Here is a 22918-nt window from a genome sequence, read left to right on the forward strand (position 1 = left end):
GCGTGGTCAGGCGTCGCGCGGAAGCGGCTCCACCGTCTGCTCGATGGCCCCGAAGATCGAACGATGCTGGTCGTCCATCATCTCGATCCGGACCGTATCGCCATGGGCCAGGAAGGGGGTCTCGGCGGCGCCGCGCAGGATCGTCTCGACCGTGCGGACCTCGGCGATGCAGGAATAGCCCAGGCCGCCCTCGGCGACCGGCTTGCCGGGGCCGCCGTCGGCGTCGCGGTTGGAGACCGTGCCTGAACCGATGATCGTCCCGGCCGACAGGGACCGGGTCTTGGCCAGATGGGCGATCAGGGTCCCGAAGTCGAAGGTCATGTCCACGCCCGCGTCGGCGCGGCCGAAGGGCTGGCCGTTCAGCTGGACGGTCAGTTCGCCGTGCAGCTTGCCGTCCCTGAAGCGGTCGCCCAGCGCATCCGGCGTCACGAAGACGGGCGAGAGGGCGCTGGCGGGCTTGGACTGGACGAAGCCGAACCCCTTGGCCAGTTCGGCCGGGATCAGGTTGCGAAGCGACACGTCATTGACCAGGCCGACCAGGCGGATGGCGGCCAGGGCTTCGTCCCGCGTCGCGCCCTGGGGCACATCGCCGACGACCACCACGATCTCGGCCTCCAGGTCGCAGCCCCAGGCGGGGTCGGCGAGCGGGATGGGGTCGCGCGGCGCCAGGAAGCCGTCGGAGCCGCCCTGGTACATCAGGGGATCGGTCCAGAAGCTAGCGGGCATCTCGGCGCCCCGGGCGCGGCGCACCAGCTCGACGTGATTCACATAGGCCGAGCCGTCAGCCCACTGATAGGCGCGGGGCAGGGGGGAGGCGGCGTCGCGTTCGTGGAAGCGGCCGCGCGGCACGGCCTCGTGCTCGAGGCTCTCGGCCAGGGCGTGGAGCCGGGGGCCGCAGCGGTCCCAGTCGTCCAGCGCGGCCTGGAGGGTGGGGGCGATAAGGAAGGCGTCGGTGAACCAGTGCAGGTCCTGCGAGACGACCACGAGGCGGCCGTCGCGGCCGTGCTTGAGCGAGGCGAGTTTCATGCCCAAGGCCTAGACCGATTTCGCGCCGGGGGGAACAGAGGGGCGGTCAGTGACGGGGGAGGGGCGGGGCGTCGTCCTTTTCCACCTTGGGCGGCAGGGTCGTCGCGAAGGCGCGCTGGAGGGCCGAGAGTTCTGAAATCCGGCTGGCGCGATCGCTCCAGTAAATGTGGAACGCCTCGACCGCTTGTCGGATCTGGATGCGATGGGCCGCCACAAGCTCCTGGGGAGACGGGCAGGGCGGGGGCGCGGGCGGTGGGGGCGGCGCGGCCTCCGTCACGACATAGCCGTCCTCGACTCCCGTTCCGCAGAGGCCGGACGTGAGAACCTTCGCCTCTTCCAGCTTGTAGCTGATCGGGACCGGTCGCACCGGGGGCGGGCTCGGTTCCGGCGACTTTGGTTTGGGCTTGTCGGCTGCCTTGCCTTCCAGCGCATCGTCCAGCTTCTTCAGCGGAAGATCCGCGCCGATGGCCAGGACAGATTTCAGTTCGCGCCGGACGGTCGCCACAAGCTCTCGCGCCGCCGGCTCTCCGTCGCCGACCGCGCGAATGGCGCGTTCTGACGCCTGCAGAATGATCTCGTACTTACGCTTGATGATCGTGACCAGGACGACGTCCTGTCGCCGGCGCTCTCCGTTTACGCCCAGCCAGTTCGCGATGACGGCCGCCGCCACGGCGCTCAGAATACAAAGGATGAAGGTGGTCGAGCTGTCCCAGGCCATGGGCGTGGTTACAGCCTCAGCGGGAAAGTCGGTTTGTGTCGGCAACATTGTCATCCCCCCACTCGCCGACCCATGATGCCGCAGCCGCGAAGCTGGGCCAAGTGAAAGCTTAACGATGTTCGGTGAGCAGGGCCTTGGCCTCGGCGCCGGCGCGGGCGGCGGGATCGCGCACCTCGACCTCGACGATGACGCCGCCCTCGGGCTCGACCGCCCACAGATAGCGACGCTCGACCTCGACCGTGCGGCCGGAGGGGGCGAACCCCTCGAAGGTGTCGCCCCAGGGGGTGATTTTCTTCAGCTCGACAAAGGGCATGGCGCAGGCGGCGTCCAGCTCTTCTTCGGCCATCTTGGTCAGTTCGTCGTCGGTCGGGGTCATGGGGTCAGTCTTACAGGAGGGAACGGCTTTTTGCTTTCGTCATCCTCCGGGCCGCGAAGCGGAACCGGGGGACCCAGCGGCGCCGGAGGCGAAATCCATCCGCCGCAAGAACGCTAAGGGGCGAGTCCCCGACAGGTTCGCGCTCGCGCGCGCCGCTGGGTCCCCCGATCTGCGCCGCTGCGCGGCTTGTCGGAGGATGACGAAAGAGGAGGTCAGTCTTCGTCGGCGTAGATCGCGACGCGCGCGGCGGCCGTCGAAGACACCGCCCCCCGATACATGCCCGAGGTGTTCATGGCGAAGGCCGGGGTTCCGGTCAGACCCATGACGATGACCCCTCCGTCGCCGCCTATGGAGCCGACGTCGGCGATCTCGGCCTCGGCCGCCGCCTGGACGGTCGCGCCGTCGGCGGTGCGGCGACAGATGTCGCGCGCCACGGTCGAGCGGATGAAATACTCGCCCGAGCCGGTGGCGGAGACCGCGCAGCCGTCGGCGTTGGAGGCGTAGGTGCCGGCGCCGATGATCGGCACGTCGCCGACCCGGCCCCAGCGTTTGGCGGTCATGCCGCCGGTCGAGGTGGCGGCGGCGAGACGGCCCTGGCTGTCCAGGGCGACGGCGCCGACGGTGCCGAACTTGCGTTCGTTCAGAGGCGGAGCGACGGCCGCTTGGGCTCCGGGCGCGGGCGCGTCGGCGGGACGGGCGGGCAGGGGCAGGCCGGCCTCGGTCAGGGCCTTGATCAGGCCCTGCCAGCGGCGTTCGGTGAAGAAGAAGGCCGGATCGACCTGTTCCAGACCGGCCTGGGCGGCGAAGGCGTCGGCGCCGGGACCGATCAGCATGACGTGCGGCGACTGTTCCATCACGGCGCGGGCGGCGGCGACCGGGTGGCGGGTGGTGGTCAGCCCGGCCACGGCGCCGGCGGTCAGGTCCGCCCCGTTCATGACGGCGGCGTCCAGCTCGTTGCGGCCGGCCGCGGTGAAGACGGCGCCCCGCCCGGCGTTGAACAGGGGATCGTCCTCCATGACCTGAACGGCGGCCTGGACGGCGTCCAGCGCCGAGCCGCCCTGTGACAGGACCGCCGATCCGGCGTCCAGCGCCCGTTGCAGGGCGGCGCGATAGGCGGCGTCCTGTTCCGGCGTCAGGCCGGCCCGCTCGATCACCCCCGCCCCGCCGTGGATGGCCAGGGACCAGCGGGGAGCAGCCGGCTCCTGGGCGTGGGCAAGGCCGGCGACGATGGAAAAACAGAGTGTAATTAGTGCAATTCGTCCAGATCGCATCATGGTCGGTCCCTCCATCGGTGGATTGTAGCCCGACCCCCGGCGATGTCAGGTCGATGGGTGCGACAATCTGAAAAGCGGTGCGTTTTCAAGCACGAGGTAGATGAAATTGTGCGGGGACGGGCCTGAGAGCGACGGGAGTGGGGGGCAGACGCGGCCCATCACTCCCGATGGTGCAGCCGCTTCCACACCCGATAGGCGACGATGGGAGCGAAGCCGCAGATCAGGGCGGCGAGCAGGACCGTCCAGAACCCGCCGCCCAGCCAGAACTCCCCCGCCAGGGCGCCGGCGCCGGCCGCGAGGGCCGGGCCGAGCCAGGGCAGCCAGGTCGGCGGCCGCATCCGCATTCAGGCGTCGACCTTGATGACGCCGCGACGGATCTGGTCCAGTTCGATGGAGTCGAACAGGGCCTGGAAATTGCCGTTGCCGAAACCCTCGTTGCCCTTGCGCTGGATGATCTCGAAGAAGATCGGACCGAAGGTGTCCTGGGTGAAGATCTGCAGCAGCAGGCCCTCCTCGTCCGACCCGTCGATCAGGATGCGGTTTTTGCGCATCCGCTCCACGTCCTCGCCATGGTTGGGCAGGCGTTTGTCGATCAGTTCGAAATAGGTCTCGATGGTGTCCTGGAAGTCGACGCCGCGCGCACGCATGGCCTCGACCGTCTCGAAGATGTTCTCGGTGGTCAGGGCGATGTGCTGGATGCCCTCGCCATTGTAGCGGCGCAGGAATTCCTCGATCTGGGAATTGTCGTCCTGGCTCTCGTTCAGGGGAATGCGGATGGCGCGATCGGGCGCGATCATGGCTTGGGAGAACAGGCCGGTCGCCTTGCCCTTGATGTCGAAATACTTCTGCTCTTCGAAGTTGAAGACCGAGCCGTAGAAGCCGGACCAGGTGCGCATCTGGCCGCGGCGGACATTGTGGGTCAGGTGGTCCAGGATCTCGAGGCCCATCGAATTCTTGCGCTCGGCCTCCTCCCAGCCCTCGATCTCGTCCCAGGCGTCGTACAGCGAGCCGGCGTCGCCATACTGGTCGATGACGTACAGCAGCGATCCGCCGATGCCTTGGAGGATATAGGGATAGTCGCCCAGCGCCCCGCCGTTCGCATCCGTCGCGGCCACGGCGCCGCGTTCCAGCGCGCCCTCATAGGCGGCCTTGGCGTCGCTGGTGCGGAAGGCCATGCCGTTGGCAGAAGGGCCGTGGTCGGCGGCGAAGGCCTGGGCCTGACCGGTCGGCGTGCGGTGGACCAGGAAGGAGATGTCGCCCTGTTTCAGGCGCACCACGTCGGTCTTCGGGTTCACGTGGGTCTGGGTGAAGCCCATCAGTTCAAGGCGCGAAATCATCGCCTTCGGTTCCGGGCCGGTGAATTCGACGAATTCGAATCCATCGACGCCGAGGGGGTTTTCCAGGTTGATCTGTTCCGCCGTCGTCTGGGCAGGGGCCTGATCAGAGGTGGGGGTCATGTCGTTCATGGCGCGTCTCCCGCGTAGCTTCTGTGGCGGGCTTAACCGAAAGGGGCCGCCGATTGGCGCGGAACCTAGTCGCGGATGACGACAGAGCCAAGGCGGTCCCACGGGGTCGTGATGGCGACGGCCCCGCTCGGCCTACGCGATCAGCGCAGCATCGTCTCCACATCCGCCAGACGCACATCATGCATCTGGTCCAGATAGGCGTCGTAGTAGCCCTTGTGCGCCGCGCCGACGATGGTCAGCATCCGCGTGCCCGGATAGCGGCCCAGCACGTCGCGCATGTTGGCGACCATGCGCAGGTTGCGGGTTTCCCAGAAGCCGACGTACCGGCGACCGAAACCTTGGGGCGACGGTTCCGTCAGAGCGGCGCCGAAGTCCGACTGGTAGACCAGCGCCGGCGCATCCGGGGCGTTATAGGTGCGATACATCTGAAGGACGCCGTCCGGTTCGGTCAAGGCGGCGCCGAGGCGGATATCCGTCGCCCTGCGGGCATGGCTGGCGGGATTGTCCCACGCGCTCATGATGGCCGCGCCATAGGCTTCCACCTCGGCGGGATCGGCGCCGTCCGGCGTGTCGGCGGAATGGTCGTCAACGCTCCAGAGACGCTCCAGGCCGAGTTGAGCCGCAAGGGGCGCCGCGATCAGATAGGTCTCGTTGTGCTGGCTCTTGATCCTGTTCAAGCGCGTGACCAGGGCCGCGTTCAGGCCGTCTTGCGCGATACGCTCCTCCGGCTGGAGGCGAAGCCACTGCACGAGCGCGGATCCGTTTTCTCCCGCCGCCATGAAGACCGCCGCCAGACGGCGTCGCTGGGCGGGCGTGGGTTGAGCGGGCCAATCCGCCAGAAGACGCTCGGCCTCAGCATTGGCGGCCGGCACGTCCAGGCTCAGGGCCGCATTGGCGGCGGTTGTGTCGTCGCAATAGGTCTTGACCGTCTCGGCATAGCGCGACGGGTAGCGACGCAGGTTGTCGCATTGCAGCCCCGACAAATCTTCCGTTGCGATGGCGGTGGGCCGCCAGGCAGCCAGGCGATCCAGAAGCGGCGTCAGCAAGACCGGCTGGAAGCCCTCGTTGAGGTTGGAAAGGTGCGGCGTGCCGAGCACCAGAACTTCATTCGGCGCCCCGGCGGGCGGTCCCTTCAGTTCGGACGGATGGAAAGAGGGACGAAAGGCGGGCGACGTCGCGTCCTGGGCCATCACCGCCGATTTCGCGACCAGAGCCAGGCAGACGGAAGACAGGACCAACGACAGGAAACGGCCGGAAGAATGGGACATGAGGCGCCTCGAAGCGAAAACCACATCGCTCCATAGCGACGCTGGTGTCTTCTTCCGGCGAAACACAGTTCGACGCCCGTTAAATTTCGGACATCCCGGGACGCGCCTTAGCCCGGCAGAAGCCGCGTCGCCCATTCGGCGCCTAGCAGCAGCCCGGTCGCCACCACGCCCAGGAGCGTCAGCCAGGCCGTCGTCACCGCCGCGCCGGCGATCACGAACAGGCCGTCGCGTTGAATCAGGCCGACCGACAGAAGCGCCAGGGCCACGGAGGGGATGGTGTTGGTCATCGGCAGGACGATGGTCAGGGTGGCCAGGATCATGAAGACTGCCGCCAGCTTCTCGCCCGGTCCATCGGCGAAGCGACGCAGTCGGGGGCGAGAGAACCGGTCGATCCAGCCCAGTTTCGACTCGGCGAAATCGGCCATGGCCTTGAGCCACGAACCCCTGGCGCGCAGCTTCAGCAGCCAGCGGGGCAGCCAGGGCTCTTCCCGGCCCACCAGCATCTGGCCGGCCAGCAGGATAACGGCCACCCCGACCACCTGGGGCACGCCGTAAAGGCCAGGGACCAGGCAGGGAATCGACAGCAGCAGGATCAGCAGCCCATAGGCGCGCTCGTCCAGACGGTCGCGAATTTCTTCCAGGGTCAGGCCGGCCTCGCCCCCGTCGTCGGACAGCCGACGCAACAGGCGAGCGATGTCTTGGCTGACGTCGTCGGCGTGGCCGGACGGAGAGGGGACGGTCATGCCGCCTCCTTTAGAGGCGTCGGGAACGGACGGCGAGGGCTTCGATGTCGCGGCGCGTGACGTCGGGCGCAGGTCTTGCTAGGGCGTCGCCCCTGCCAGGGGATTTCCATGCTTCGCAAGCTCTATGACGGCGTCTTCAATCTGGCGCGAGGCCGCCACGCGACGCCCGCCCTGGCCATGGTCGCCTTCGCCGAGAGTTCCTTCTTCCCCATCCCGCCCGACGTGATGCTGGCGCCGATGATCCTGGCCCGGCCCGAGAAGGCTTATTTTTACGCCGGGGTCTGCACCCTGGCCTCGGTCCTGGGCGGGATTCTCGGCTACGCCATCGGCTATTTCCTGACCGATCTCGGTCTGGCGATCCTTCGGGTTCTCGGCCATTCGGACGGGCTGGATCATTTCCGCCAATGGTTCGCCCAGTGGGGGCTGTGGGTCATACTGATCAAGGGGTTGACCCCCATTCCCTACAAGCTGGTGACCATCGCCTCCGGCCTGGCGGCCTTCAGTTTCCCGGTCTTCATGGGGGCGTCGGTCGTGACCCGGGGCGGCCGGTTCTTCCTCGAGGCCTGGATCCTGAAACGCTGGGGCGCGGCCATGCTGGCCCAGGTCGAGAAACGCCTGGCGCTGTGGTCCGGGATCGGCCTGGTGGTGTTGATCGCCCTGATCGTGATGCTGAAGCTTCTGTAAGTCGACGGCGACGCCTTGGCGGGTTAAGACCGCTGCACGATGAGAGACATCTATCGCCTGATGACCCGTTGGTGGACCGCCTTCGCCCTGGCCGCGTCGCTGGCCATGCTGGGCGCGGCCCACGCCTTCGAGCGGTTCGCGGGCCTGGCGCCCTGCAACCTCTGCCTCAAACAGCGCGAGGTCTATTGGGGCGCGGTCGCCGTGGCGGCGGTGGCCACCGCCTGGACCTTGCTGAGCGGCAGCCGGCGCGGCACGCCCCGGATCGCCGCCTTCCTGCTGGCCGCCGTCTTCGCCACCGGCGCCGTCACCGCCGTCTTCCACATGGGCGGCGAGTACAAGTGGTGGAGCCTGCCCGCGACCTGCATGGGCGGGGGCGGCGTCGATCTGGAAAGCCTGACCGCCTTGGCGCTCGGCACAGGGCCGGCCCAGAGGGTGGCCATGTGCGATTCCGTGGCCTGGAGCTGGCTGGGCCTGTCCATGGCCGGCTGGAACGCCCTCCTCTCCCTCGCGTTGGCGGGGTTCAGCCTGCTGGCGGCCAAACGCCCCAAGGACGCCCGCGCCCCCCGGATCGAAAAGGCCTGACGCCATGACCGACGCGGCGACCCCCGACTCCCGGCCTCGTCCCCCTCTGCCCCGGCCAGGCCGCGGCGCCGACAAGGCGCGGATGGATGAGATCCTGCGGGTCGATCACGCCGGCGAATATGCGGCGGTCCTGATCTATCGCGCCCAGAAGGCCGTGTTCGAGGGCCGCAAGGCGCACGGCGGCATGGTGCGCGACCTGGGCGAGATGCAGGATCAGGAGGCCGTGCATCTGGCCCGGTTCGAACGGCTGTTGACCGAACGCCGGGTGCGGCCCACGGCGATGACGCCGCTGTGGCGGATCGCGGCCTCGGCCCTGGGGGCGGGCACGGCCCTGATGGGCGAGAAGGCGGCCCACGCCTGCACCGAGGCAGTCGAGAGCGTGATCGAGAAACACTACGCCGAACAGATCGCCGAGATCGGCGAGCGCGATCCCGCGCTGGCCGCCGAACTGAAACAGTTCCGCGACGAAGAACTGGCCCACCACGATCACGCCATCGAACACGGCAGCCGCGAAGCCCCGGCCTATCGGCTGCTGAGCGGGGTGATCAAGGCCGGCTGCCGGGTGGCGATCAAGGTCAGCGAGAAGGTTTAGACGTCTCCTCCCCATCGCTACGCGACAGGGAGGAGACGGGAACCTCAGAAGATCTCGAATAGCCCCGCCGCGCCCATGCCGCCGCCGATGCACATGGTGACGACGCCGTATTTGGCGCCGCGCCGCTTGCCCTCGATCAGGACGTGGCCGGTCATGCGGGCGCCGGACATGCCGTAGGGGTGGCCTATGGAGATGGCGCCGCCCGAGACGTTCAGCAGTTCGTCCGGGATTCCCAGGGTGTCGCGGCAGTAGAGGACCTGGACGGCGAAGGCCTCGTTCAGCTCCCAGATGCCGATGTCGTCGACCGTCAGGCCGTGACGTTTCAGCAGTTTGGGCACGGCGTAGACCGGGCCTATGCCCATCTCGTCGGGTTCGACCCCCGCCACCGCCATGCCGCGATAGGCGCCGAGCGGCTGGAGATTGCGCTTCACCGCCTCGCCGGCCTCCATGATGACGCAGGCCGAGGCGCCGTCCGACAGCTGGGAGGCGTTGCCTGCGGTGATATATTCGCCCTGCTGGATCTCCTCGCCGCCGCCGAAGACCGGCTTCAGCGTCTTCAGCCCCTCCAGGGTGGTTTCGGGCCGGTTGCCCTCGTCCTTCGACAGGGTGACCTCCCGGGAGGTGGTCTCGCCGGTCGCCTTGTCCGTGACCAGCATGGTGGTGGTCACGGACACGATCTCGGCGTCGAGCCGGCCTGCCGCCTGGGCCGCCGCCGTGCGCTGCTGGGACTGAAGCGCGTATTCGTCCTGACGGTCGCGGCTGATGTTGTAGCGGCGGGCCACGACCTCGGCTGTCTCCAGCATCGACATATACATGTGGGGCGCGAGCTTCAGCAGGGTCTCGTCCTTGGCCCGGTACAGGTTCATGTACTGGTTCTGGACCAGGGAGATGCTCTCCAGCCCGCCGCCGACCGCCATCTTCTGCTGGTCGAACATCACCTGTTTGGCCGCCGTGGCGATCCCCATCAGGCCCGAGGCGCACTGGCGGTCCAGACTCATGCCCGGAACCGAAGAGGGCAGGCCGGCGGCCAGGGCGATCTGGCGGGCGACGTTGGTGCCGGTCGAACCCTGCTGCAGGGCCGCGCCCATGATCACGTCCTCGATCTCGGCCGGATCGACGCCGGCGCGCTGGACCGCGTGTTTCACTGCATGGGCGCCCAGCTGCTGGGCCTGGGTGTCGTTGAAGGCCCCGCGATAGGCCCGGCCGATGGGAGTGCGGGCGGTGGAGACGATGACGGCTTCGCGCATGACGGAGATCCTTCTTTGTTGGGCGGGCCTGTCGCGATTTGCGCGACTTGTGACCAGAACGGTTTCCTCTGCGACGAACTTAGGCCCCTCACGCGGCGTCAACGCAAGCCGCGACACGTCACGAACGGCGCGGTTTCCCGACCCTCGTTCGCCCATTGTGTTGAAACGGCGCCACAGTCGCCACATTCATCTCAGGCGGGCGGAACAACCGGCCAGCGATGCCGTTTGGCTCGGGAACGTCGGGCAGCAGCTCGGCTTCAGGCATTTTACAGATTGAGGAAGCTATGAAGCTCAAACTTCTCGCCTCCGTCGCCGTCGCAGGGCTGTTCGCAGCTGGCGCGGCCTCGGCGGAACCGAACGGCTGGTACGGCGCGATCGACGCCGGTTACCACATGATCGACGACATCAACGCCGAATCGTCGACGACAGGCGCCAACTGGAACTATGAAGTGAACGACGGCTGGGCGGCTTTCGCCCGTCTCGGCTATCGCTTCAACCCCAACTGGCGCGTTGAACTCGAAGGCGGCTACCGCTCGGGCGACATCGGCACCGTGCGCGCCGTCTCCGGCACCCAGGGCCTGTGCAACCTGACCCCGGCGACCGGCGGCTGCTTCTCTCCGGAAGGCGACATCAAGTCGGCCACCCTGATGGCCAATGTCATCTATGATTTCGGCTATGAAGCCTGGGGCATCCGTCCCTTCGTCGGCCTCGGCGCCGGCGTGAACCGCGTCACCACCGACACCAACGGCAACCTGCGCGCCAACCGCGGCGCCACCTTCACCGCCGATGACGACTCGACCAAGTTCGCCGCTCAGGCGATCGCCGGTCTGGCCTGGGCTGTGGGCGACCGCACCAATATCGACCTGACCTACCGCTATCTGACGGGCGACGCCTCGTTCGCCTCGACCACGGTGGGCACGGGTCCGGGCGCAACCTCGTTCGGCGAATGGGACGGCGACTACGATCAGTCGCACACCGTGACCCTGGGTCTGCGTTACAGCTTCGGCGCTGAAGACGCCCCCCCGCCCCCGCCTCCTCCGCCCCCGCCGCCGCCGCCTCCTCCGCCCCCGCCGCCGCCCCCGGCTCCGGTGGCCCAGGCTCCGGTCGCCCGCCAGTTCGTCGTCTACTTCGACTGGGATCGCTCGGACCTGACGACGGAGGCCCGTTCGGTGGTCAGCCAGGCCGCCACCTACGCCAAGTCGGGTCGTCCGACGCGCGTCCTGATCGTCGGCTACACCGACACCTCGGGCTCGGCCGCCTATAACCTCGGCCTGTCGAACCGTCGTTCGCGCACCGTCGCGGACGCCCTGGTCGCCCAAGGCGTCAACGGCGGCGTCATCGCTCTGGACGCCAAGGGTGAAACCGCCCTGGCCAAGCCGACCGCTGACGGCGTGCGTGAGCCGCTCAACCGTCGCGCGACGATCGACATCAACTTCTAAGACCTAGCCCCCCGGCCCGACGAAAGTCGGATCGGGGGGCGCGGGACCTTGAGGTACGTCTATCGGACGGATCAAAAACCGCCGTCTTCGTTCGAGGATGGCGGTTTTTCCATGTGGAGAGGCGGTAACGGTTGGTCGAAATCGCGCCGCATTATGGAATTTGGGTTGATCCGACCTCTGGAGCGAGCGAGATAAAGCCTAATGGTCACATTCTCCGCCAAACGCCCCGATTGCATCGGCGAAGAGTCGTTCCTTGACCCGCCGCGCCGCTTTAAGCGCACTGGGGATCTGTAAAATGGTCGATCTTCGCCAGTCGCATCGACAGGTCACGGGGCGTCGGCGGCGGCGGTACCGGCTTCGGGCGGACAGCCCCCCGGCCGTTCAATCGCGGCTTCGCGCACAGCCCCCAGCGCCTGCGCGCGGCGGCGAGGTGACGATCCTGCCTGTCGGCTCCCGTCACCATAGTCAAAGCCTGGCCGGCCGGCGGTTCCTGATCGTGTCGGCGCCGTTTGGCGGATTCGGCGTCGCTCTGGCGCGGACGTTGGAGGCGCGGGGCGCGACGGTTCAGCGGATGATCTTCAACGCCGGCGACGCCATGAATTGGCGCCGCGCCGGCGGCCTGGTGTTCAAGGCCGCAGCCGAGGTCTGGGCCGAACGGTTGGCGGAGGTGGCGGCCGACTTCACCGATCTCCTCCTGTTTGGTGAAGGCGGCCCCTATAATCGCGCGGTCCTGTCGGCGACCGAAGGGCTCGACGCCCGCGTCTGGGTGCTGGAAAATGGATATTTCCGTCCTGATTGGGTCACGGTCGAGCTGAACGGCGTCAATGCGTCCAGCGGCCTTCCCCGTTTTCGCGACGGCTATCCCGCGCCGGAACCCGTCCTTCCCGAACCCATCCCCGTGGGCCGGATTCTGCCTCACCATGTGGTCAACATAACCGCCTACCATGTGGTCCAGACGTTGGGCGCCTTCCTGTTTCCGCGGCACGCCAACCATTACACGGCCTCGCCCCTGAGCCAGTGCCTGGGCCATGTGCGGCGCTATCTGGGCCTGGCTACGCGGCGTGCGTCGGAGAACGATGTCGATGTCATCGCCGCGAGGGGTGAATTCTTCATCGCCTGTCTCCAGCGTGAAGGCGATGCGCAACTGCTTCGCTATTCGCAGTATGCCGACAACACCGCCTTCCTCGCCAAGGTCATGACCAGTTTTGCGGCCCATGCGCCCCGGAACGCGCGACTGGTGGTGAAGAACCATCCGCTGGATCCGGGTCTGATCGATCTTGCGGCGGTGACGCGACGTCTGGTCATAGAGCGCGGCCTGCAAGGCCGGGTCGATTTCATCGACGGCGGAAATCTGGCCCAGTTGTGCCGCGCCTCTCAGGGCATGGTGGTGAACAATTCCAGCGCCGCCCTGTCCGCCCTGGGCTTCCATACGCCGGTCAAGGTTCTGGGCGACGCCTTCTTCGACTTCGACGGATTGACCGACCAGCAGGCGCTGGACGACTTTTGGTCGGCGCCCCAGGCGCCGGACACGGCCCTGTTCACCCGATTCCGCGCCCATGTGATCGCCCAGAGCCAGGTGAACGGCAATTTCCATGAACCCCGGGCGATCGGGCGGACAGCGCATGGCGTCGCCGACATGTTTGAGCGGATTTTCTAAGCAATCCCCCGTAGGGCGGCATGAATGTTGCGAAGGGGCCACAGCTGGGCCTTGTCATATCTCTGTCATATAACTGTCGCCTGACATTGCAACACCCGACGTAGATGGGGCCAGATTTCGACAGGCGACCCCGCCTGTCGCCTTTAGGGTCTGTACGGCCTTCATCTGGGGATAGATGCAATGATCAACCGCAAGCGCCTCTTCTGGGCGACCACCGCCATCGTCGGCACGCTGGCCGGCGCCGGCGCCGCCTCCGCACAATCGACCGGCACCCAAGCGACTGAAGTCGATGAAATCGTTGTCACCGGCGCGCGCGGTCCGCGCACCATCGACGGCGCCATCGTGGCTGAGAACGTCGGCAAGAGCCGTTCGACGATCACGCAAGAGTATATTGCGACCCAGGCTGCGGGTCAGTCGATCAACGAGATCCTGAACCTCGTTCCCGGCATGAACTTCACCAACAACGACCCGTATGGTTCGTCGGGCGGCAACATCCGCCTGCACGGCTTCGACGGCAACCGCATCGCGCAGACCTTCGACGGCATGCCGCTGAACGACTCGGGCAACTACGCGCTCTATACGAACCAGCAGCTGGATAGCGAGCTGATCGACCGCGCCACGGTCAACACCGGCACGACCGACGCCGACAGCCCCTCGGCCTCGGCCACGGGCGGCACGATCAACATCTCGTCCATCACCCCCACCGAAGAGTTCGGCGGCTGGGTGAAGGGCTCGCTGGGCGACTTCAACTACAAGCGCGTCATGGGCCTGGTGAACACCGGCGCCGTCGGCCCCTGGGGCACCCGCGCCTGGCTGGCCTATTCCGACCAGTCCTACGACAAGTGGAAAGGCATCGGCGACCTGGGCAAGATCCAGTACAATGCCAAGATCTACCAACCGATCCGCGACAACGGCGACTTCGTCTCGCTCGCCGCGCACTGGAACCGCAACCGCAACAACAATTACAACGGCCCGAACCTGTTCCGTAACGCGGATGGTTCGCTCGGTTCGACGGCCGACACCAGCCCCTTCGGCTGGAACGTCGACTTCGTCCCGACCTACACGGCGCCGACCTTCCGCAATGGCTTGGCTGACGTTGATTCCAACGGCACCAGCTACTGGGGCCTACGCGTCAACCCGTCGGACACAGGCAACCTGCGTGGTCAGTCGCGCTTCACCCTGGCCGAGGGTCTGATCTTCACCTTCGACCCCTCGTTCCAGTATGTTCTGGCTAACGGCGGCTCGCAGCAGACGGTTCTGGCTGAGAATGACGCGCGACTGCTCGGCACCAAAGCCACGGGCGGCGTCGATCTGAATGGTGACGGCGATCTGCTCGACAAGGTTCGCGTCATGGCCCCGTCGAATACCCATACCCAGCGCTACGGCATCAACTCTTCGTTGATCTGGAACGTCAACAACGACCACTCGCTGCGTCTGGCCTATACGCTGGACTGGGCGCGTCACCGTCAGACGGGCGCCTACGGCACGATCGACTTCTCCAACCCGTCCGAGCCACGCTTCTCGAACTACTTTGGCGGCCGCAACGGCGAAACCATCACCAACCTGGACGGCTACGACCTGCGTGGGCGTGACCGTCTATCCTACGCCGAACTGAACCAGGTGGCCTTCGAATACCGCGGCAAGTTCATCGACGATCACCTGCGCCTGAGCCTGGGTGTCCGCGCGCCCTTCTTCAAGCGCGACATGAACCAGAACTGCTACTCGGCCAAGGGTTCCAGCTCGGTGGCCTGCACCACGCAGACGACGACCGTGTCGCCGAACTCGACCTCCAAATACACCTACTACCGGATCGGCACTTCGACGACCGACTACATCGCGCCCTACAGCCGCGAGAAGACGTTCGACGACATCTTGCCGAACCTGAACGCCACGTGGCGCTTCGACGGCGCCAGCAGCGTCTACTTCTCCTATGCGGAAAGCCTGACCCTGCCGCGCACCGACAACCTGTACACGGTTCTGTACAATGCGGACGGTGAGCTGATCAGCCCGATCCTGGACCCGGAAACCAGCAAGACCTACGACGCCGGCTACCGCTACCAAACCGGAACCCTGATCGCCTCGGCCAACGTCTGGTACACCCAGTTCCAGAACCGCATCCTGTCGGCCTATGATCCGGAAACCAACATCAGCACCGACCGTAACGTCGGCGATGTGGACATGATGGGCTTCGACGCCCAGCTCGGCTACTCGCCGATCGAGTCGCTGTCCTTCTATGCCTCGGCTTCGTACAACGACAGCGAGATCCAGGACGACTATCGCAGAAACTCGAGCAGCGTCATCGCGACGGGCGGCAAGAGCCTGGTCGAGGTGCCGGACTGGACCTTCGTCCTGAGCGCCAAGTATGAAACCGGGCCGCTGAGCGCCGGCGTCAAGGCCCGCTACGTCGGCGAACGCTGGTTGACCGACCTGAACGATCTGGCCGTGCCGAGCTATACGGTCGTCGACGCCAACGCCCGCTTCGACCTGGGCTACTTCGGCTTCGACGGCACGTCCTTGCAGATCAATGTGACCAACCTGCTGGACGAAGAATATTTCGGCTCGCTGGGCACCGGTCTGGACGCCAACTCATCGCTGTACGCCAACCAAGGCCCGCCGCGCACGATCCAAGCTTCGGTCCGCTACGCCTTCTAAGGCTTAGCCAGACTGAAACGATGAAGGGCGGTCCGTTCGCGGGCCGCCCTTTTTCTTTGCGCGAGAACCGCAGCCGCCGTCGCGCCGTTGAAGTCGGGGGCGGTTGGGGCCATATGGCGCGGCTCGCGGGTCGCCCGCCCGCTCCGTTGGACCCCAGACAGGACCTGCCCGCCGATGACCGCTCCCATCTCCGCCGCCATTCCTGCCGAGTGGGCTCCGCACCGCGCCATGTGGGTGGGCTGGCCCAGCCATGCCGAATACTGGTTCGAGGCGCTGGAACAGGCGCAGGACGAGGTCGAGGGGCTGGTGCGGGCTCTGGCTGGGCCGGGGCGTGAACAGGTCAAGCTGATGGTCGGCAAGGCCGAGGTGCTGGCGGACGCCCGGGCGCGCTTTGAGGGCGTCGAGAATGTCGAGGTGGTGGCCGGTGAGTTCGGCGACATCTGGCTGCGCGACACCGGGCCGATCTTCGGCGCGGGATCGACGACGGCGGCGGCGTTCAAGTTCAACGGCTGGGGCGGGAAATACGACATGCCGGGCGACGAGCTGGTCGCCGGTCAGATCGGCGAACATGCGGGCGTGGCCCTGACGTGGAACGATTTCGTCATGGAGGGCGGGTCGCTGGATCATGACGGGGAGGGGACGGTGCTGACCACCCGCCAGTGCCTGCTGAACCCGAACCGCAACCCGGCCTGGAACCAGGACGAGGCGGTCGCGACGGCTGCGCTGGAGGCCGCCATTGGCGCCAAGGCGGTGCTTTGGCTGGGCGACGGCCTGTTGAATGACCACACCGACGGCCACGTGGACAACCTGGCCCGTTTCGTCGCCCCGGGCGTCGTGGCCTGTCCCATCGCCTGGGGGCGGAACGACCCCAACGCCGAGGTCTATGACGCCACGGCGCGTGATCTGTCGGGCATGACCGACGCGGCGGGGCGTAAGCTCCGTGTACTGAGAATCCCGTCTCCGGGCCTGGTGCTGGACGAGGACGAACGCCCGATTCCGGCCAGCCACATGAACTTCCTGATCGCCAACGGCGCTGTGGTGGTGCCCACCTACGGCGACGACGAGGCCGCGCGGTTCGCCTGCGAGGCCCTGGCGACCGCCTTCCCTGATCGCGAGATCATTCCGCTGCCGTCCAAGGCCATCCTGACCGGCGGCGGTTCGTTCCACTGCATCTCCCAGCAGGAGCCGGAATGAGTGGTGAGTGGCGAGTGGCGAGTGGCGAGGTTCGTCACTACCGCGACCTGCTGGTCTGGCAGAAGGCGCTGACCTGGGTCGAACTTGTCTATGCGGCGACCCGAGAATGGCCGTCCGATGAGCGTTTTGGACTGATCAGCCAAGTCCGGCGGGCTTGCGTGTCTGTGCCTTCCAACATCGCCGAAGGTTGCGCCCGGCGTTCCACGCCTGAATTTCTGCGTTTCCTCTCTATCGCCAGGGGATCGCTGGCGGAGGTGGAGACCCAACTGATTATCGCCCAACGGCTGACCTATCTGGAGGACGCCGCACTGACGCGGCTGCTCGACTCCGCCGACGAAATCAGCCGGGTGCTTTCCGGCCTCATCTCCAAGCTCGAGGAGCGCACGAAATGACTTCCCTCGCCACTCGCCACTCGTCACTCGCCACTTCCAGAACCATCACCGTCGCCGGCATCCAGACCTCTTATGGCGAGGACATGCAGGCGAACATCGCCAAGACCATCGACTTCGTGCGCGAGGCGGCGGGCAAGGGCGCGCAGGTGATCCTGCCGTCGGAACTGTTCCAGGGGCCGTATTTCTGCGTGTCGCAGGAGGAGCACTGGTTCAGCCAGGCCTATGAATGGCGCGAGCATCCGTGCGTCACGGCCATGGCGCCGGTGGCCAAAGAACTGGGCGTGGCCATTCCCGTCTCCATCTTCGAAAAAGACGGGCCGCAGTATTACAATTCGCTGGTCATGCTGGACGCGGACGGAGAGGCCCTGGGCGTCTATCGCAAGAGCCATATTCCCGACGGCCCCGGCTATCAGGAGAAATATTATTTCCGGCCGGGCGATACGGGCTTCAAGGTCTGGAAGACGCGCTTCGGCAAGGTCGGGGTCGGCATCTGCTGGGACCAGTGGTTCCCGGAAGCCGCGCGCGCGATGATGCTGATGGGCGCCGACGTGCTGATGTATCCGACCGCCATCGGCACCGAGCCGCATGACGCGACCCTGCACACGGCCCAGCCGTGGCGGCGCGCCATGCAGGGGCACGCCGTGTCCAACGCGGTTCCCGTCGTCGGGGCCAACCGGATCGGGCATGAGAGCGTGACCGAGGTCGGCCAGACCTTCTACGGCCATTCCTTCATCGCCGATCAGCAGGGCGATCTGGTCGAGAGCCTGGGCGCCGAGGAGGAGGGGGTGCTGGTGCACCGCTTCGACCTGGATGAACTGGACAAGTATCGCGCCGCCTGGGGCTTCTTCCGGGATCGGCGGACGGATCTGTATGGGGCGTTGACGGGGGGGAAGTAGCCCACAAACCTTCGTCATCCTCGGGCTTGACCCGAGGACCGGATGCGGGGCGGACTTTGCGCCCAACGGGGCGCAATGCGGCGGACAGCCCGGCCCTCGGGTCAAGCCCGAGGGTGACGAAGCGAGGGGGCGCGGGGGGCTTAGCCCCGCATCCCCTCCACCGCCGCCACCAGCCGGTCGAGGTCTGAGGGCGTGGACAGCCGGTGGTCGCCGCCGTCGATCAAGTCCAGGCGGACGTCGCCGCCCGTCAGCCGCTCGATCAGTTCGACCTGATGGCGCCAGGGGACCACGTCGTCGGCGCGGCCTTGCAGGATATGGACCGGGGCGGCGATGTTGATGACGCCGTCCAGCAGCAGCCAGTCGCGCGCCTCCTCGAACATGCGCCGCGTCAGGACGTATTCGCCCAGGCCTTCCTCGACGATCAGGGTCTCGCCCTCGCGCAGAATGGCCTGACGTTCGTGGTCGGCCAGGCCGGGCCACATCAGCCGTTCGGTGAAGTCCTGGGCCGGATTGACCAGGACCAGCCCCTTGATCCGCTCGGGCCGCGCCAGGGCCGCCAGCAGGGCGACCCAGCCGCCCATCGACGAGCCGACCGGGATGATCGGGCCGGACAGGCTGTCGATCAGGGCGACCGCATCCTCGCGCCAGCGACCGATGGTGGCCCGGCGCCAGTCGCCGGAGGACTGGCCGTGGGCGAAATGGTCGTAGCGGACGAAACTCCAGCCGCGGTCGTGCGCCGCCGCGTCCAGGGCCAGGGCCTTGGTCCCCTCCATGTCGGAGCGGAAGCCGCCGACCCAGACGACGGTCGGGCCGCCGCCCTCGATGCGTTTGAAGGCCAGGGTTTCGCCGTCGGGGCGGGACAGGTGCTGGATGTCGGTCATGGGGGCGTTCTGCCCGGACTTTCCTTCGCCGTCACCCTTGACCGCGCCGCGCGATGGCGGAACACAGGCCCATGTCCGCACCCCAGGTCCTGTTCGTCACCTCCAATCGCATCGGCGACTGCGTCATCTCCTCGGGCGTGATCCGCGAGATTTCACGTCAGGTTCCGGGAGCGCAGATCGCCGTCGCCTGCGGCCGGCCGCCCGCGCCCTTCTTCCGCAATGCGCCCGGCGTCGTGCGCACCATCGTGCTGGACAAGAAGAAGAGGGCCGGACACTGGGTCGATCTGTGGAAACAGGTGCGTTCGACCCGCTGGGATCTGGTCGTCGACATCCGGGGCTCGGCCTTGGCCTATCTGATCCCGGCCAAGCGACGCATCGTCTATAACCGCTCGTGGGAGACGGGGCTGCGCAAGGTCGAGATGGTGTCGCGGCTGATGGGGGCGCCGACGCCGCTGGATCCCGAGATATTTCTGGACGACCAGGCGCGGGCCGAGGCCGCCGCCGTCATCGATCCGCAGCTGGCCGGCGGCGCCGGGCCCGGTCGCATCATCGCCCTGGCCCCCATCGCCCACCAGCCGGGCAAGAGCTGGCCCGCAGACCGCTGGGGCGCCCTGGTCGAGAAGCTGAAGGCCGAGCCGCGTTTCGACGGCTGGCGCTTCATGCCCGTGGGCGGGCTGGGCGACCGGCCGCCGGCGACGCCGGCGCTGGAGGCGGCCGGGGCTCGGGCCATCGACTTCGTGGGCAAGGGCGACATCCTGGCCTCGGCCGCCGCCATCGACCGGGCCGATCTGTTCGTGGGCAATGACTCCGGCCTGATGCATGTGTCGGCGGCGCTGGGGCGACCGACGCTGGGCCTGTTCGGGCCGACGGAATGGTGGCTGTATGGTCCTTGGGGGCCGAAGACGCGCACGGCGGCCTCGAACGAGACGCGCGGGGAGTTCGCCCCCATCGAGGCTCTGAGAGTCGATCATGTCTTCGATGCGGTGCTGGCGCTGCACGACGCCTATATCGCCGAAACGCCCGCCAAGCCTTGAAAAACCGGGCTTCTGGGCGCATATTGCCGTCATGAGGGGAACGTGGCGACAGCCGCGTGCATTCGCTCATCACGACACACGCCTTCTTTGACCACATAAGGAAACGACGCCCATTCGCCGTCCCATGCAAGCGCCACCCGTGAAAGACGGGCCGCGTATGAACCAGGATATCCGCGCCCCTCGCGTTCTGCTCATTGATCAGAACGGTGAGAAACAGGGCGTCATGCCCACCTCTTCCGCGCTCGAAGCCGCCGAAGAAGCCGGGATGGACCTGGTCGAGATCGTCTCCACCTCCGAACCGCCGGTGGCCAAGATCCTCGATTACGGCAAGCACCGTTTCCAGGAACAGAAGAAGAAGGCCGAGCAGCGCAAGCGCCAGAAGGTCGTCGAGCTCAAGGAAATCAAGCTCCGTCCGAACATCGACACCCACGATTATGAGGTGAAGGCCAAGGCCATGCACCGCTTCTTCGACGAGGGCGACAAGGTCAAGGTCACGCTGCGCTTCCGCGGCCGTGAAATGGCCCACCCCGAACTGGGCATGAAGCTGCTGAACAAGGTCCAGGCCGATTTCGATGAAATCGCCAAGGTCGAGTTCGCGCCCAAGATGGAAGGCCGCCAGATGATCATGATCCTGGCGCCGCGCTGATCGGCACGATCCATCGCTGATCTGGAAAGCCCCGACCGGACCCGGTCGGGGCTTTCTTTTTTTCGCGCGTGGGGCGCGGACCTCTTGCAACTTGCGGGCGGGGCGTCCGAAAAGGAGGTTCGACTCGGGGGAGGACGTGCGTGGTGTTCAGGTCAGGGGCGAAGGCGGTCGCATTTGCGGTCGCGGCTTTGGTTTGCGCAGGGAATGCAGGGGTCTGGGCCCAAAGCGAGGGGCAGGGCGCGGCCCGGAGCGCGGCTCCCCCGCCGCTTGAGGCCTATGGCGCGACGCCGGCCATCGAATATATCGAACTGTCGCCCAGCGGCGACCTGATCGCCCGCATCACCGTCGTGGGCGAGACGCGGGCCATCGCCGTCACCCGGATGACGACCGGCGAGCATTTGTTCGCCGCCGACGTCGGCGACGTCAAGGTGCGCGACCTGCGCTGGATCGGCGAGAACCGGGTTCTGGTCGTCACCTCGCAGACGCGGGGCATCGCCATGCTGGGCGTGCCGCGGTCGGAACTGTTCTTCGGCCAGGTGCTGGATCTGGAGAAGAAGAAGCTGGTCCAGGTGCTGGATCGCACGCCGGACGTGCTGGCCGTGCTTTACGGTTCGGCTTCGATCCGCACCACGCAGGACGGCGAGGCCCTGTTCGTGCGCGGGGTCAATGTCACGACCGACCAGATCGATCTGCACCGCATCGACCTGAGAACAGGGCGCGGCCGCTCCGTGGCCGCGATGGATCGCGAGACCGACGACTATGTGCTGGACGGCGACGGCGAGGTGATCGCCATGGCCCGCTATGTGGAACGCACCGGCCGCTGGTCGTTGCGACTGCCCAACAAGGGGCGCGGCTTCCACGAGGCCTGGGCGACCGACGCCCCGGTGGACACCCCCTCCTTCTACGGCATGGGCCGCAGGCCCCGCACGATTGTCATCGGCGCCGACCGGCCGGACCTGGCCCAGCAGGAAACGGATTCCGAGACTTCGGACGTCCTGTTCGAAGTCAATGTGGACACCGGCGAATGGACCCGCCTTCCGTTCGAACACCATGCCGACTTGCTGGTGCATCATCCGCAGACCCGTCTGCTGATCGGCGGCGCCCGCACCGAGGAAGACGGCGTCCGGTACGAGTTTCTGGAACCCCAGGCGTCGCGGCGGTGGCGGTCCATTGAGCGGGCCTTCAAGGACAAGGCCCCGCGGCTGATGTCCTGGAACGATGATCTGAGCCTGATCGTCGTCTTCACCGACACGGGCGAGGCGGGTCAGTATCAGCTGGTCGATTTTGATCGCGGCGTGGCCGACAGCCTAGCCGAGTCCTATCCGACCATCGCCCCCGAACAGGTCGGCGCCGTGCGCCCCATCCATTATGCGGCCCAGGACGGGCTGGATATTCCCGGTTATCTGACCCTGCCGCCGGGCGTGTCCGAACCCTCGGGTCTGCCGCTGGTGGTTCTGGCCCATGGCGGGCCGGCGTCGCAGGACGTGGCGGGCTTCGACTGGTGGGCCCAGGCCCTGGCGTCGCGGGGCTATGCGGTCTTGCAGGCCAATTTCCGGGGATCGACCGGCTATGGCCGCGACTTCCTGGAGGCCGGCTATGGCGAATGGGGGCGCAAGATGCAGACGGACCTGTCCGACGGCGTGCGCTGGCTGGCGGGCGAGGGGATCATCGACCCGGCTCGTGTCTGTATCGTCGGCGCCAGCTACGGCGGCTATGCGGCCATGGCGGGGCTGACGCTGGACGGCGACGTCTATCGCTGCGGCGTGTCCGTCGCGGGCGTGTCCGACCTGCGCCGCATGGTCAATTGGGAAGCGCGGCAGGAAAATCGCAACGACAGCCAGACGGTCCGCTACTGGAACCGGTTCATGGGCGCCGCGCGCCTGAACGATCGGGCGCTGGACGCCCTGTCGCCGGCCCATCTCGCGGCCTCGGCCGACAGTCCCCTGCTGCTGATCCATGGCAAGGACGATACGGTGGTGCCCATCGAGCAGAGCCGGGTCATGGCCGAGGCCCTGCGCCGCGCCGACAAGCCGGTGGAGCTGATCGAGCTGCAGGGCGAGGATCACTGGCTGTCGCGTTCCGTGACGCGCCGGCAGATGCTGGTCGAGACGGTGCGGTTCCTGGAGGCGAACAATCCGCCTCGCTAGGCCT

The 22918-nt window shown here is 66.9% G+C and carries 22 protein-coding genes; 12 read left to right on the forward strand and 10 right to left on the reverse strand.

Annotated features, from left to right (window positions below):
* Positions 1-6: 6 nt before the first annotated feature.
* The 8 genes from AC07NC_RS07465 to AC07NC_RS07500 form a co-directional block, all read right to left on the reverse strand.
* On the reverse strand, positions 7-1026 hold the full coding sequence (locus tag AC07NC_RS07465) for a fumarylacetoacetate hydrolase family protein (RefSeq protein ID WP_426026398.1): 1020 nt from the start codon (positions 1024-1026) through the stop codon (positions 7-9).
* 46 nt (positions 1027-1072) lie between these two features.
* On the reverse strand, positions 1073-1792 hold the full coding sequence (locus tag AC07NC_RS07470) for a hypothetical protein (protein WP_494569114.1): 720 nt from the start codon (positions 1790-1792) through the stop codon (positions 1073-1075).
* Between the two features lie 61 nt (positions 1793-1853).
* Positions 1854-2120 carry a hypothetical protein gene (locus AC07NC_RS07475; protein ID WP_292098921.1) on the reverse strand — a complete coding sequence of 89 codons (267 nt, stop codon included), beginning with the start codon at positions 2118-2120 and terminating at the stop codon, positions 1854-1856.
* Between the two features lie 212 nt (positions 2121-2332).
* Positions 2333-3394: an isoaspartyl peptidase/L-asparaginase family protein gene (locus AC07NC_RS07480; protein WP_494569115.1), complete on the reverse strand. Its 1062-nt coding sequence runs from the start codon at positions 3392-3394 to the stop codon at positions 2333-2335.
* A 158-nt stretch (positions 3395-3552) separates the two neighbouring features.
* Positions 3553-3732 carry a hypothetical protein gene (locus tag AC07NC_RS07485; protein ID WP_231492561.1) on the reverse strand — a complete coding sequence of 60 codons (180 nt, stop codon included), beginning with the start codon at positions 3730-3732 and terminating at the stop codon, positions 3553-3555.
* A gap of 6 nt (positions 3733-3738) precedes the next feature.
* A complete protein-coding gene (gene hppD / locus AC07NC_RS07490; protein WP_494569193.1) occupies positions 3739-4851 on the reverse strand; it encodes a 4-hydroxyphenylpyruvate dioxygenase in 1113 nt (370 codons plus the stop codon).
* Positions 4852-5000: 149 nt separating this feature from the next.
* Positions 5001-6128, reverse strand: coding sequence for a DUF5694 domain-containing protein (locus tag AC07NC_RS07495; protein WP_494569116.1), 1128 nt, complete (start codon positions 6126-6128; stop codon positions 5001-5003).
* Between the two features lie 107 nt (positions 6129-6235).
* The gene (locus AC07NC_RS07500) at positions 6236-6871 is read right to left on the reverse strand and encodes an exopolysaccharide biosynthesis protein (RefSeq protein WP_492071728.1); all 636 of its coding nucleotides are present in this window, start codon (positions 6869-6871) and stop codon (positions 6236-6238) included.
* A 108-nt stretch (positions 6872-6979) separates the two neighbouring features.
* On the opposite strand from AC07NC_RS07500, the gene AC07NC_RS07505 reads away from it, so the two are divergent.
* From AC07NC_RS07505 to AC07NC_RS07515, 3 genes are read left to right on the forward strand one after another with little or no spacing between them, the layout of a single operon-like run.
* Entirely contained in the window at positions 6980-7555 is a 576-nt protein-coding gene (locus AC07NC_RS07505; RefSeq protein WP_008258849.1) for a YqaA family protein, read from the forward strand.
* A 39-nt stretch (positions 7556-7594) separates the two neighbouring features.
* Positions 7595-8137 carry a disulfide bond formation protein B gene (locus AC07NC_RS07510; protein WP_426026402.1) on the forward strand — a complete coding sequence of 181 codons (543 nt, stop codon included), beginning with the start codon at positions 7595-7597 and terminating at the stop codon, positions 8135-8137.
* A 4-nt stretch (positions 8138-8141) separates the two neighbouring features.
* The gene (locus AC07NC_RS07515; protein WP_292150714.1) at positions 8142-8729 is read left to right on the forward strand and encodes a demethoxyubiquinone hydroxylase family protein; all 588 of its coding nucleotides are present in this window, start codon (positions 8142-8144) and stop codon (positions 8727-8729) included.
* A 44-nt stretch (positions 8730-8773) separates the two neighbouring features.
* Here the strand turns inward: AC07NC_RS07515 and AC07NC_RS07520 are convergent, their stop codons facing one another.
* Positions 8774-9976, reverse strand: a complete 1203-nt coding sequence (locus AC07NC_RS07520) for an acetyl-CoA C-acyltransferase (RefSeq protein WP_494569117.1) — start codon at positions 9974-9976, stop codon at positions 8774-8776.
* A gap of 284 nt (positions 9977-10260) precedes the next feature.
* Between AC07NC_RS07520 and AC07NC_RS07525 the strand changes: the two genes are divergently transcribed.
* From AC07NC_RS07525 to aguB, 6 genes are all read left to right on the forward strand, one after another.
* Positions 10261-11415, forward strand: coding sequence for an outer membrane beta-barrel protein (locus AC07NC_RS07525; protein ID WP_494569118.1), 1155 nt, complete (start codon positions 10261-10263; stop codon positions 11413-11415).
* A gap of 430 nt (positions 11416-11845) precedes the next feature.
* Positions 11846-13072 carry a capsular polysaccharide export protein, LipB/KpsS family gene (locus tag AC07NC_RS07530; protein ID WP_494569119.1) on the forward strand — a complete coding sequence of 409 codons (1227 nt, stop codon included), beginning with the start codon at positions 11846-11848 and terminating at the stop codon, positions 13070-13072.
* Between the two features lie 180 nt (positions 13073-13252).
* Positions 13253-15724 (forward strand): TonB-dependent receptor, encoded by a 2472-nt coding sequence (locus AC07NC_RS07535; protein ID WP_494569120.1) that lies wholly within the window; start codon positions 13253-13255, stop codon positions 15722-15724.
* A gap of 174 nt (positions 15725-15898) precedes the next feature.
* Complete coding sequence (locus AC07NC_RS07540; RefSeq protein WP_494569121.1) at positions 15899-16918, forward strand: agmatine deiminase family protein; 1020 nt, start codon at positions 15899-15901, stop codon at positions 16916-16918.
* A complete protein-coding gene (locus AC07NC_RS07545; protein ID WP_494569122.1) occupies positions 16915-17310 on the forward strand; it encodes a four helix bundle protein in 396 nt (131 codons plus the stop codon). The genes AC07NC_RS07540 and AC07NC_RS07545 overlap by 4 nt, the downstream gene beginning before the upstream one ends.
* Complete coding sequence (aguB, locus tag AC07NC_RS07550; RefSeq protein ID WP_494569123.1) at positions 17307-18206, forward strand: N-carbamoylputrescine amidase; 900 nt, start codon at positions 17307-17309, stop codon at positions 18204-18206. The genes AC07NC_RS07545 and aguB overlap by 4 nt, the downstream gene beginning before the upstream one ends.
* 140 nt (positions 18207-18346) lie before the next feature.
* Here aguB and AC07NC_RS07555 read toward each other — a convergent pair whose 3' ends face one another.
* Positions 18347-19087: an alpha/beta fold hydrolase gene (locus AC07NC_RS07555; RefSeq protein WP_494569124.1), complete on the reverse strand. Its 741-nt coding sequence runs from the start codon at positions 19085-19087 to the stop codon at positions 18347-18349.
* 71 nt (positions 19088-19158) lie between these two features.
* Between AC07NC_RS07555 and AC07NC_RS07560 the strand changes: the two genes are divergently transcribed.
* From AC07NC_RS07560 to AC07NC_RS07570, 3 genes are all read left to right on the forward strand, one after another.
* Positions 19159-20121 (forward strand): glycosyltransferase family 9 protein, encoded by a 963-nt coding sequence (locus AC07NC_RS07560; RefSeq protein ID WP_494569125.1) that lies wholly within the window; start codon positions 19159-19161, stop codon positions 20119-20121.
* A gap of 124 nt (positions 20122-20245) precedes the next feature.
* Entirely contained in the window at positions 20246-20767 is a 522-nt protein-coding gene (gene infC, locus AC07NC_RS07565; protein ID WP_035309352.1) for a translation initiation factor IF-3, read from the forward strand.
* A gap of 140 nt (positions 20768-20907) precedes the next feature.
* On the forward strand, positions 20908-22914 hold the full coding sequence (locus AC07NC_RS07570; RefSeq protein WP_494569126.1) for an alpha/beta hydrolase family protein: 2007 nt from the start codon (positions 20908-20910) through the stop codon (positions 22912-22914).
* The last annotated feature ends 4 nt before the right edge of the window (positions 22915-22918 follow it).

The organism is Brevundimonas sp. GW821-FHT10A07, from assembly GCF_059415785.1.

What these genes read in the sequence shown, in the direction of transcription:
- AC07NC_RS07505 (WP_008258849.1), top strand. Translation starts at nt 6,980, where the DNA reads ATGCTTCGCAAGCTCTATGACGGCGTCTTCAATCTGGCGCGAGGCCGC.
- AC07NC_RS07495 (WP_494569116.1), bottom strand. Translation starts at nt 6,128, where the DNA reads ATGTCCCATTCTTCCGGCCGTTTCCTGTCGTTGGTCCTGTCTTCCGTC.
- AC07NC_RS07500 (WP_492071728.1), bottom strand. Translation starts at nt 6,871, where the DNA reads ATGACCGTCCCCTCTCCGTCCGGCCACGCCGACGACGTCAGCCAAGAC.
- AC07NC_RS07475 (WP_292098921.1), bottom strand. Translation starts at nt 2,120, where the DNA reads ATGACCCCGACCGACGACGAACTGACCAAGATGGCCGAAGAAGAGCTG.
- infC (WP_035309352.1), top strand. Translation starts at nt 20,246, where the DNA reads ATGCAAGCGCCACCCGTGAAAGACGGGCCGCGTATGAACCAGGATATC.
- AC07NC_RS07510 (WP_426026402.1), top strand. Translation starts at nt 7,595, where the DNA reads ATGAGAGACATCTATCGCCTGATGACCCGTTGGTGGACCGCCTTCGCC.
- AC07NC_RS07540 (WP_494569121.1), top strand. Translation starts at nt 15,899, where the DNA reads ATGACCGCTCCCATCTCCGCCGCCATTCCTGCCGAGTGGGCTCCGCAC.
- AC07NC_RS07535 (WP_494569120.1), top strand. Translation starts at nt 13,253, where the DNA reads ATGATCAACCGCAAGCGCCTCTTCTGGGCGACCACCGCCATCGTCGGC.
- AC07NC_RS07555 (WP_494569124.1), bottom strand. Translation starts at nt 19,087, where the DNA reads ATGACCGACATCCAGCACCTGTCCCGCCCCGACGGCGAAACCCTGGCC.
- AC07NC_RS07515 (WP_292150714.1), top strand. Translation starts at nt 8,142, where the DNA reads ATGACCGACGCGGCGACCCCCGACTCCCGGCCTCGTCCCCCTCTGCCC.
- AC07NC_RS07525 (WP_494569118.1), top strand. Translation starts at nt 10,261, where the DNA reads ATGAAGCTCAAACTTCTCGCCTCCGTCGCCGTCGCAGGGCTGTTCGCA.
- AC07NC_RS07485 (WP_231492561.1), bottom strand. Translation starts at nt 3,732, where the DNA reads ATGCGGCCGCCGACCTGGCTGCCCTGGCTCGGCCCGGCCCTCGCGGCC.
- aguB (WP_494569123.1), top strand. Translation starts at nt 17,307, where the DNA reads ATGACTTCCCTCGCCACTCGCCACTCGTCACTCGCCACTTCCAGAACC.
- AC07NC_RS07560 (WP_494569125.1), top strand. Translation starts at nt 19,159, where the DNA reads ATGTCCGCACCCCAGGTCCTGTTCGTCACCTCCAATCGCATCGGCGAC.
- AC07NC_RS07465 (WP_426026398.1), bottom strand. Translation starts at nt 1,026, where the DNA reads ATGAAACTCGCCTCGCTCAAGCACGGCCGCGACGGCCGCCTCGTGGTC.
- AC07NC_RS07470 (WP_494569114.1), bottom strand. Translation starts at nt 1,792, where the DNA reads ATGTTGCCGACACAAACCGACTTTCCCGCTGAGGCTGTAACCACGCCC.
- AC07NC_RS07520 (WP_494569117.1), bottom strand. Translation starts at nt 9,976, where the DNA reads ATGCGCGAAGCCGTCATCGTCTCCACCGCCCGCACTCCCATCGGCCGG.
- hppD (WP_494569193.1), bottom strand. Translation starts at nt 4,851, where the DNA reads ATGACCCCCACCTCTGATCAGGCCCCTGCCCAGACGACGGCGGAACAG.
- AC07NC_RS07480 (WP_494569115.1), bottom strand. Translation starts at nt 3,394, where the DNA reads ATGATGCGATCTGGACGAATTGCACTAATTACACTCTGTTTTTCCATC.
- AC07NC_RS07545 (WP_494569122.1), top strand. Translation starts at nt 16,915, where the DNA reads ATGAGTGGTGAGTGGCGAGTGGCGAGTGGCGAGGTTCGTCACTACCGC.